Origin of the sequence: Frankia tisae (assembly GCF_025403405.1) — a bacterium.
GTDB lineage: Bacteria > Actinomycetota > Actinomycetes > Frankiales > Frankiaceae > Frankia > Frankia tisai.
In genome coordinates this window covers 1-9,916 of sequence record NZ_JANEZT010000256.1, presented here as the reverse complement: position 1 = coordinate 9,916, position 9,916 = coordinate 1, and the positions used below count along the sequence as shown (strand labels likewise).

Sequence of the window (9,916 nt, the reverse complement as noted above, 5' to 3'; positions counted from 1 at the left end):
CGAGCTTGATAAGGTGGCCGAACAGCTGAACGGAAGGCCGCGGCAGACGTTGGGCTGGGCGAAGCCGGTCGAAGTCTTCAACGATTTGCTGGCGAAGCATGCGTCGCTATGACCGCTTGAATCCGCCAGGCCAATAGACGGAGAGGGCGGTTCGTGCAATGCCGGGGCTTCCGGGCGGCCCGGCTCCGGCAGTGACTTTCGGTGATCGTTATCTCGCTTTCGCGAGGTCTGCCGCCTGATGGCTGGGCCGCCCCCGTACCTCGCCGATCTCCGCGACCGGCCCTACCGAGTGCGCGACCTCCTAAGGACCGTCGTGGCCGATGACCGCGCGAGCGCGGAACGGATTCGTCGGAGGCCGACCGTCGGATGGACGAGCAATCAGCCCAGCCCACCGTGAAGGCCTACGTGTCCCGACTGCTGGACAAACTGCAAGTCACCAACCGCGTGCAGGTCGCACTGCTCGTTCAGCAGGCCGACTTCCCCGACGCCGAGCAATGACATGCTCCCGGGTGAAGGGCCGCTCTTCTTTCCGCTGGCTCTCGACCAGCCGACGCTTCTGCATCCACCGCGACGTTCGGCACCTACCGCGGCGGGCTGGCGGGAGCGATACGGCCGGTCGGGTCGGATGGGCTGGGCTGGGGCGTCGGTTGGACGGATCGGCCCGACGCCCGCGGTGGCAGTCGTCAGGCCGGTACGCCTGTGGTGCGCTTGATGAAGGCGTCGAAGACCCTGTCCGGCAGGATTCTGCTGAGGAGGATGAGCGGGCGGGCGCCGAAGCCGACGACGTACCGGGTGCGGGGGCGGCGGGCGGTGGCGGCCTTGACCACGGCGTCGGCGATGACGGTCGGCGGCGAGGCCCGACGCGCGTCGGGCCGCGAGCCCTCCTCCAACGACCTGGCGATGGTGTCGGCCTGTGCCGCGTAGGGGGTCCCTGCCCCGAGGTGGCGCGGAGCTTGTCGGCGGCGATGGCGCCCCACTCCGTTCGGATCAGGCCGGGCTCGATGAGGACGACGTCGATGCCGAACCGCTTCAGCTCCAGGCGCATGGCGTCGCTGAGACCTTCGACGGCGAACTTGCTGGCGTGGTACCAGGCGCCCAGGGGGGTGGCGAGCCGTCCGCCCATCGAGCTGATGTTGACGATGGTGCCGCTGCCCTGGGCGCGCATGGCCGGCAGCACCATCCGCGTGAGGTGCGCGAGCCCGAAGAGGTTCACGTCGAGCTGCGCGCGGGCCTCGGACATCGGGACGTCCTCGACCGCGCCATACGAGCCGTAGCCGGCATTGTTGACGAGGACGTCGATGCGGCCCTCGGCCGCGAGAATCTCCTCGACGGCCTTCTGGGTGGACACCTCGTCGGTGACGTCGAGAGCGATCGTGCGCACGCCCGTGGCGGCGAGGTCCGCCATCCGGTCGACGCGCCGGGCGGCGCCGTACACGACGAAGCCGGCCTCATGGAGGCGACGGGCGGTGTTTTCACCGATGCCTGAGGAGGCACCGGTGACCAGGGCGACCTTGCGAGCCATGACGGTTCCTTTCTTGGGGGAAGCGGAGGGGTGGCGATCGCCGACGTCAGAAGTCGGACCGCCCGAAACGCCAAGAGCAGAGGTGCGGGCCAGCGCGACGAGCCGCGCGAGCGATGGCTTGATGCTGCGGCGGGCGAAGCCTTCCGTCAGAGCGCGCCGGCCCCGCCCGCGGTCCATGAGCCGATGGTGTGCTCCAGCCAAGCCCACGCGACCGTGTCGGTGGCCTTCATGACATGTCCCTCCGGGGCCAAGCGGGTCGTTGAAGATCACCGACAAGCCCTGGTTCCTGAAGATTCGGAACAGACCATCGGTCTCTTGTAAGGTAAGAGACCGATGGTCTGTAGTCAAGAGACCGCCGGTCTCCTAAACTGGGTGCATGGCAGGCTTCCAGCGCGCGCGGAGCGAGGTGCAGCGCACGGAACGCCGCGAGGACATCCTCAGGACGGCGGCCGCGATGCTCGACGAGATGCCCGTGTCGGCGATGAGCCTCAACGAGCTCAGCCGCCGCGTGGGACTGGCGAAGTCCAACGTCCTGCGCTATTTCGAGTCACGCGAGGCCGTGCTGCTGGACCTGCTGGCCAACTCCGCCGCCGGGTTCCTGGTCGAGATCTCCGAGAGGCTCCCGGCGGTGGTCGACCCGTCCGCTCCGGTGTCCGTTCGCGCGGACGAGCTGGCGTCTGGGCTCGCCGCTTCGTTCGAGGCCCATCCGATGCTGTGTGAGCTTCTCAGCGCCCAGGCCGCCGTCCTGGAGCGGAACGTCTCCACTGATGTCGCACTCCGCTACAAGCGGGGGGCGCGGGACAGCATGGTCGGGCTCGCCGCCCTGCTCCGCCGTCTCGTTCCCGAGCTCGACGAGCCGCGATCGGCGCAGGCGACCGGCCTGGTCATCGCTCTCGTCGGCGCTTTGTGGACCCGCGGCCATCCCGCGCCGGCCCTGGTCGCCGCCTACGAGATCGAGCCGGGCCTGGCGTTCATGAATCCACCGTTCCGTGAGTCCCTCGACGCCGCGATCGAAGCCATCCTCCTCGGCCTGGTGGCACGGAGCGCCGCCGCGAGGTAGCCCCGCCCGCCATCATCTGAATGCCGATATCGACGTCGCGGGCCACCGTCGCCCGCCGGCGGCTCAGGCCAGGTCGAGTAGCCCGAGGTTAGGAACCCCCTGGTCAGGCTGTGAGCGCGATGTGGTGATACTGGGAATGGCCTCGAAGTCGAAGCGGCGCGCAGCACGCACGAAAAGACAGCGGCGTTCGACATCGAACACCCCTATCTTCGATGTGCACGCCAGATTCCTCATCGATTCGATGTCACAGATGACAGAACGACGCTAGTCCCGAACCTCGGGAGAGACCACCGGCCCAGACACTCAGCCAGTTCGTCTCCAAGGCGTCGGACGAATCGGACCGCCTGTTTCAGTTGGCGCACATCCGCGCGCTCGCTGGCACCGATCCGACCGACAAGATGGCGATGATTGCGCTCCTCGTGCGCGGATACGAGTTATGGGTCCGCAACGGTGCCTACCCCGACATGGCCAAGACGACCATCGTGCAGCTGTTCAACGACAACGACGAGGTACGCAACGAACTTCTCTCCCGGCTCGGCTTCGACGTTACCGACGCGCTCGCGGTGCTCACGGCAGTTCACCACTTTCAGCTGACCGCCCTGAACGAGCGGTTTCAGGCCATGAGGCTTATGCAGAAGTCTGATTTCACTTCAGAATAAAACGGGGTAACTGGTCAGGTAGTTTCTTGATGTTGGTCTGGGTCAGGCTGTTGCGGGCGTCCAGGGGTTGCCTTCGGCCAGGCGGACGAGGGCTTCGAACAGGCTGATGTGGTGTTTGGTGGCGGTGGACAGGTAGCTTCGGATCGCGCAGAACTGGCGGGCCCCGGTGAGGGTTTGGATCAGGGTGGTGGGTAGAGGTGGAGGCCGTGGCCTGGTGCCCAGTCAGATGTCGACGGTCACGTAATTCCTCACCCGCTGGCCTGCGTGCGGCGGGCGTAGGCGCGTGCCGCACGGGCGCGGTCCCCGCAGCGCACCGAGCACCAGTGGCGGCGGGCATGGGTGCGCAGCAGGTAGCGCTGGCAGGGAGCCGAGTCACAGGCGGCGAGCCGTTCGGCGTCGGGGCCGGTGAGCAGGTCGGCGGCGTCGGCGGCGAGGACCGCGAGGGCGTGGTCGACGACCCGGTCGGCGGGATGCGCCTGGACTCGGTGCAGGCCCTGCGCGGGGTCCCAGCGCAGCAGCGCGGCCGTGGGAGCGGAGGTCAGTGCGTCGTTGACAGCACGCAGGGCCCCGTCCGGCGCGGGGAGGGCGCCGATCCGGGACGCGAGCAGCGCTCGCACCTGATCCCGCAGGGCACGCAGCCGGACCGCGGACACCCCGTACAGCTTGATGTCCGTCGGCGCGAGGTTACGTTCGACCAGCCACCGCGTCGCCGCCTCGGGCGAGGCGAGCAGCTCCAGGTACTGGCCGCCCGGCAGGGCGAGCGCGGTGTTGGCGAAGTCGAGCGCGGGGTACTGCTCCGCGCCCGGCGCGGGCGGCGGGGCGGAGCGGGCGGGCTCGCTGGTCGCGATCTCCTTCATGGTTCTCATGTTAAGTCTTGCATTTCTCCATGAGACTCGGCTAGCTTGACTTCACGGAAAACCTTCCCTTCATCCGTGAGGACATGATGACCGCTACGCACACCGAACAGACCCCCGTCAGCGTCTTCGGCGGTCCGACCGCCCTCATCGAATACGGCGGGCTGCGGTTCCTTACCGACCCGGCCTTCGACGCCCCCGGCGAGTACCCCCGGGGCAACGGCCACGTCCTCACCAAGACCGCGCCCGCCGCCGTCGACCCCGCCGAACTCGCCCCGGTCGACGTGGTCCTGCTCTCCCACGACGAGCACCCCGACAACCTCGACCACTCCGGCCGTGCACTACTGGCCGACATCCCGCTGGTCCTGACCACACGCGGCGGCGGGGACCGCCTGGGCGGCACCGCCCGGGGCCTGGCCCCCTGGGATACCGTCGAACTGCCCCGCCCCGGCGGTGGCACCCTGACAGTGACCGCCGCCCCCGCCCGGCACGGACCCGAGGGCTGCGAACCTGTCACCGGTGAGGTGATCGGATTCGTCTTGACCGCCCCCGACCTGCCCACCATCTACATCAGCGGCGACAACGCCTCACTGGACCTCGTCCAGCAGGTTGCCGATCGCTTCGCTCCTGTGGACACCGCCGTCCTGTTCGCCGGCGCCGCCCGCACCGCTCTGTTCGACGGCGCCCTGCTCACGCTCGACAGCGCCCAGGCCGCCGAGGCCGCCACCCTCCTCGCGGCCCGCCGCGTGGTCCCCGCCCACTTCGACGGTTGGGGCCACTTCACCGAGGGCCGCACCCACCTGGTCGACGCCTTCACGGCGGCCGGGCTACTGGACCGCCTGGAGCTGGCCGCGGCCTGAGCCGCTGCCGCGCGCACCGAAGCCTCTCCGGGTAGCGGGACCCGGTTGTCCGCCGAGGAATTACGTGACGCTGAAGCTGATGAGGCTGGGGAATCACACGACCGCCGACATCAGTGGCTCACGGCCCTGTTGAGCTGTGCCTGCCAGCCTGCCAGGGGTGTTCCTGGCTTCTTTTTCAGGGGGGCGTGGACGGTGGGTTCGCCTTCGTAGCCCAGGTCGGCCATCCCGCCGCCGGAGTGGTGGACCATCTGTGCCCAGCGGGCTTCGCGGAAGCGGTGCAGGTCGACGAGCAGTTGGATGTTGACGCCGTGGCGGCGGTCAGGCAGACCAGGCTCTGGACCTGCCGGGACAGGGCTTCGGTGGCGGTCGAGCGGCATCACCATCGCCCGGCTCACGAAATCGAATCGTGGCCACGATCGACTCTGAGAGCTGCAAACCACTCCAACGTCTCGCGATGACGACTCGAATGGAGTTGCTGCTATTCCGGAAAACTTTCCGATTTAGCGGTCGTTCGGGTTGGCGAGCGTGGCGGCGGAGGGCTTGGGTGATGTTGGTGACGCCGGTCAGGTGCAGGATCGTGATCGCGAGATTGCGCGGGCCGGCCATGATCTGGGGGCCGTTGATCGCAGCGCCCGGGATTCGCATGCCACCGGGCGCGGTGTTCACCCACTCGACGGCTGGGCGCCCCCGGCGGGCAAGGCCGGGTCCTCCGTGCTGCCATCTGTCCCCGCTTCGCTGGATGAGCGATGCCAGCGGCGAGAGTCGCCGCCCGGCGCGCTGGAGGTTTCGTGGACCGCCGTCGGGTGCTCACGGCAATCGCTGCAACACCGTTCGCCGCCGCTCCGCTCGCCGCATCGGTGGCGGCAGCCGGCCCCGCACTGGCCGCCAGCCCGGCCGCCGGCGGCGGGCGCCGCCGTTCGACGCTGGTCATCGGGCATCGGGGCGCCTCGGGCTACCGGCCCGAGCACACCCTGGCCTCCTACGAGCTGGCCGCGCGGTTGGGTGCGGACTTCGTCGAGCCCGACCTGGTGCCCACGAAGGACGGCGTCCTCGTCTGCCGGCACGAACCGGAGATCTCCGGGACGACCAACGTCGCCGACCACCCCGAGTTCGCCGGCCGGAAGAAGACGAAATCGCTCGACAGCGTGGCCACCACCGGCTGGTTCACCGAGGACTTCACCCTGGCCGAGCTGAAGACGCTGCGCGCCAAGGAGCGGCTGCCGGAGGTGCGCCAGGAGAACACCCTCTACGACGGGCTGTTCGAGATCCCCACGTTCACCGAGGTCCTCGACCTGCGGGCCCGGCTGTCGAAGGAGCTCGGCCGCGAGATCGGCGTCTACCCGGAGACCAAGCACCCGACCTACTTCACCAAGGCCGGGCTGCCCCTGGAGCAGCGCCTCGTCGACACGCTGAACCGCTACGGTCTGAACCGGCGCGACGCGGCGGTGTTCGTCCAGTCCTTCGAGACGACGAACCTCGCCCAGCTGCGCAAGCTGGGGCTGCGCACGTCGGTGGTGCAGCTGCTGTCGGCCGAGGGGGCGCCGTTCGACCTCGTCGACACCGGGGACAAGCGGACCTACGCCGACCTCGTGACGCCGGCCGGCCTGCGCGCCATCGCCGCCTACGCCAACGGCATCGGCCCCGACAAGCTGCAGGTCATCCCCAAGGCCGCCGACGGGACCCTGGGGCGGGCGACCTCGCTGGTCGCCGACGCGCATGCCGCCGGGCTCGTCCTGCACCCCTACACCTTCCGCGCGGAGAACACCTTCCTGCCGACGGACTACCGCCGCGGCACCTCGGCGAACGACTTCGGCCGGGCCATCGACGAGCAGGTCGCCTACCTCAGGGCCGGCATCGACGGGCTGTTCACCGACCAGGCCGACATCGGCGTCCTCGCCCGCGCGGTCGCCGCCGGCCAGTCGATCGCCGCCGCCCAGCCGAGCCCGCACTCGGCGACCTGAGAGCCGCCGCGCCGCGGTGCGGTGCGGGGACAGGGCAGTCCCCGCCCCGCACCGCGCGGCGGACCAGCCGCCGCCGCGCCGTGCGGGGCCGCCGCCCGGCTACCTCGCCCCTTCCAGCCGCTCCAGCCAGCGGTGCAGGTCGCGGGCGGTCGACGCGGCGTGCTCGTTCATCATCGACTGGTGGTCGCCGGCCACGTCGAAGGAGTCGTGGTCCATCTCCCAGTCGGTCGTCCACGCCTGGCCGTGCCCGGTGATGTCCTCGGCGACGGTGCGCCGGGGCATCCGCTCGGCCGCCCGCAGGAGCATGACCGGGGCGGCGACGTCACGCGGCCGCCAGTTCTCGAACAGGTCGAGGTAGGCACCCTGCGCGGTGATCTGTGCCTCGGTCATCAGCGCGAACGCCTGGTCGTTGACGGCGATGCCGCGCAGCTCCTCGTGGATGTCCTCCTCCGGAATGCGGTCGGTGGGCAGCCACGTGTCGAGCAGCGCCACGGCCGCGGGGCGCACCCCCCGATCCTCCAGAGCGGAGGCGATCGCGTGCGCCAACCAGCCGCCGGAGGAGTACCCGGCGAGGACGATGGGCGTGATGGGGAAGGCGCGCGCGACGGTGTCGGCGTGCATCTCGATGACGAGCTCGGCATTCGCCGGCAGTAGTTCGCCGTCGCCGAATCCCGGGTGCGGCAGCGCGTAGACGTCGCGCAGGCCGTGCAGGTGCAGCCCGATCCGGGCGAAGTTGTGCGGTCCGGACGGGGCCACCATCGACGGCAGGCACACCAGCGCGACGGGTGCCGGGCCGGTGGCCAGGCGCACCGGCCTGGCGGGCGGGCCGAACTCCGCGGCCGTGTCGAACACCGGCCGCAGCCGGGCGGCGGCGCGCAGCACGCCGACGCCGGCGGCGAACTTGCCCTGCGCGCAGGCCTGCCGGTACAACCCACGGACCCCGACCTCGACCGCGCCACCCGTCGTGGCCGGGCCGGGCGCCGCCGCGGCGGCGCCCGGGGCGGCATCGGCCGGGTGGGCGGCGGCGGCCATCTGGGCGGCGAGGGTGTCGAGGTGGGCGGCGAGCTCGGTGACCGTCGGGTGTTCGAACACGATCTGGGTGGCCAGCGTCAGCCCGGACGCCGCGGCCAGCCGACGGCTGAGTTCGACGGAGGCGAGTGAGTCGAAGCCGAGTTCGAGGAAGCGACGGGTCGGGTCGAGCTCCTCGGGAGTGTCGTAGCCGAGGATGGCCGCGGCCTCGGCCTGGACCAGTTCGGCCAGCGCCCGGGCGCGCCGCGGTGGCCGCAGGCCGAGCACGGTCGGAACAGCCTGGCCCACCCGCGCCGACGGCACCGGCTGCCCGGGCAGCCCCGCGGGCGGGGCCGCGACGGGCAGTTCCTCGAAGAAGCGGCTGGGCCGGGCCGCGGTGATGGACGGCAGGAACGTCTCCCAGGCGACGTCGACGACGGTCATCGCCGTCTCGCCCGCGGCGACGGCCCGGGTGAGCGCGGTGACGGCCGGTTCGGGAGCCAGCGGACGCAGGCCACGGCGGGTCAGGTAGTCGCGCAGCGCCGGTTCGGCGCCGAGGCCGGCGTCGGCCCACGGGCCGAAGGCCACCGCGGTGGCCGGCCGGCCCTCGGCGCGGCGGCGGGCGGCGAGGGCGTCGAGGTAGGCGTTGCCGGCGCTGTAGGCGGCCTGGTTGCCGCTACCCCAGACCCCCGAGATCGACGAGAACAGCACGAACGCCGCCACCTTCGCCCCGTCCGGGCCGTCGAGCAGACGGTCGAGCGCGCCGGCGCCGGCGACCTTCCCGGCGACGACGTCCGCGAACTCGGCCAGTGTCAGCCGGACCAGCGGCATCGTCGGGCCGGCGGTGCCGGCGGCGTGCACGACGGCGGTGACCGGTTCGCCGGCGTCGGCCAGCTGGCGCAGCAACTCGGCGAGCCGGTCGGGGTCTGCGACGTCGCAGGCGTCGATCGTGGCGTGGGTGCCCAGCGCGGCGAGCTCGTCGAGCAACGCCCGGGCGCCGGGGCTGTCGGGTCCGCGCCGGCTGGCCAGCACGACGCGGCGGGCGCCGTCGCGGGCCAGGCGACGGGCGGTATGCGCGCCGAGGGCGCCGGTGCCGCCGGTGATCAGCACGGTCCCGTCGGGTCGCCACGCACCCGCCCGCGCCTCGGTCCGCGCCGACGCGGGGTCCGTCTCGGGGATGCCCTCGGGGATGCGCAGCAGGCGGGGCACCCGCAGGCCCTGCGGGCGGGGGGCGAACTGGTCCTCGCCGCCGGGGGCGGTCAGTGCGGTGCCGAACCACAGCAGCGTCTGGTCGTCGAGGCTGGTGGGCAGGTCGATGAGGCCGCCCCAGACCCGCGGCGTCTCCAGCGCCAGCGAGCGGCCGAGACCCCAGATCATCGCCTGCTCCGGCTGGGTGACCGGATCCTCCACGCCCGTCGTGACCGCCCCGCGGGTGACGGCCCACAGCGGCGCGCCCACCCGCAGATCGCCCAGCGCCTGGACGGCGGTGACGGTGAGGGCGAGCCCGGTGGTCAGCTGCGGATGGTCCCGGTGGGGGGTGCCGTCGAGGGCAAGCAGGGAGACGATGCCGCCGACCCCGTCGCCGACCGGCGCGCTGGCGGCGGGCGGCTGTGCGCCGCCGAACCCCGCCTCGACCAGCCGTGCGGCGACCGCGCCCCGGTCGGCGCGGGCGAGCGGCACCGCCAGCGGTGTGCCGCCGAGACGCTCGATCATCCAGGTGACGCGGGCGAGCAGATCCTCGTCCACCCCGGTCGGCGGGACGAGCACGGGCCAGCGGCCGTCCAACGGCGCGATGGCGCCGGCCTGCGCGGCGATCGCCGCGGTGATGTCCCCGTCGGCCATCGGCTGCCAGACGGTGCGGTAACGCCAGGTACCGGGATCGCTGGCCTCGTCCGCCGCCCCGGCCTCCGCCCCACCCGCCGGCACGTCGGCGGCGGCCTGCGCGGTGGCGGACTGGGCGGTGGCGGACTGCGAGATGCCGAGCTGCGAGAG

General features: G+C 71.6%; 9 protein-coding genes and 1 pseudogene. 5 read left to right on the top strand and 5 right to left on the bottom strand.

The features are described 5' to 3' along the window. Positions 1–366: 366 nt before the first annotated feature. On the top strand, positions 367–498 hold the full coding sequence (locus tag NBZ85_RS21595) for a LuxR C-terminal-related transcriptional regulator (protein WP_261562494.1): 132 nt from the start codon (positions 367–369) through the stop codon (positions 496–498). Positions 499–683: 185 nt separating this feature from the next. Here the strand turns inward: NBZ85_RS21595 and NBZ85_RS34095 are convergent, their stop codons facing one another. Beyond that, a complete protein-coding gene (locus tag NBZ85_RS34095; protein ID WP_261562493.1) occupies positions 684–977 on the bottom strand; it encodes a hypothetical protein in 294 nt (97 codons plus the stop codon). Next, positions 974–1,522: pseudogene (locus NBZ85_RS21585) on the bottom strand (oxidoreductase); the annotation flags it as partial. The pseudogene NBZ85_RS21585 and the gene NBZ85_RS34095, both read right to left, overlap by 4 nt. 376 nt (positions 1,523–1,898) lie before the next feature. Here NBZ85_RS21585 and NBZ85_RS21580 point away from each other — a divergent pair. Together NBZ85_RS21580 and NBZ85_RS21575 are read left to right on the top strand one after the other, a co-directional pair. After that, positions 1,899–2,582: a TetR/AcrR family transcriptional regulator gene (locus NBZ85_RS21580; protein ID WP_261562492.1), complete on the top strand. Its 684-nt coding sequence runs from the start codon at positions 1,899–1,901 to the stop codon at positions 2,580–2,582. A 353-nt stretch (positions 2,583–2,935) separates the two neighbouring features. Further along, positions 2,936–3,241, top strand: coding sequence for a hypothetical protein (locus NBZ85_RS21575; RefSeq protein WP_261562491.1), 306 nt, complete (start codon positions 2,936–2,938; stop codon positions 3,239–3,241). Positions 3,242–3,489: 248 nt separating this feature from the next. Here NBZ85_RS21575 and NBZ85_RS21570 read toward each other — a convergent pair whose 3' ends face one another. Further along, on the bottom strand, positions 3,490–4,098 hold the full coding sequence (locus NBZ85_RS21570) for an ABATE domain-containing protein (RefSeq protein ID WP_261562490.1): 609 nt from the start codon (positions 4,096–4,098) through the stop codon (positions 3,490–3,492). An 86-nt stretch (positions 4,099–4,184) separates the two neighbouring features. On the opposite strand from NBZ85_RS21570, the gene NBZ85_RS21565 reads away from it, so the two are divergent. After that, entirely contained in the window at positions 4,185–4,955 is a 771-nt protein-coding gene (locus NBZ85_RS21565; protein ID WP_261562489.1) for an MBL fold metallo-hydrolase, read from the top strand. Between the two features lie 110 nt (positions 4,956–5,065). Here NBZ85_RS21565 and NBZ85_RS21560 read toward each other — a convergent pair whose 3' ends face one another. After that, positions 5,066–5,350: a hypothetical protein gene (locus NBZ85_RS21560; protein ID WP_261562488.1), complete on the bottom strand. Its 285-nt coding sequence runs from the start codon at positions 5,348–5,350 to the stop codon at positions 5,066–5,068. Positions 5,351–5,758: 408 nt separating this feature from the next. Here NBZ85_RS21560 and NBZ85_RS21555 point away from each other — a divergent pair, with 408 nt between their 5' ends. Then, positions 5,759–6,916, top strand: coding sequence for a glycerophosphodiester phosphodiesterase (locus NBZ85_RS21555; RefSeq protein WP_261562487.1), 1,158 nt, complete (start codon positions 5,759–5,761; stop codon positions 6,914–6,916). 99 nt (positions 6,917–7,015) lie between these two features. Here the strand turns inward: NBZ85_RS21555 and NBZ85_RS21550 are convergent. Next, the coding region (locus tag NBZ85_RS21550; protein ID WP_261562486.1) for a type I polyketide synthase at positions 7,016–9,916 on the bottom strand (2,901 nt) is incomplete at its 5' end.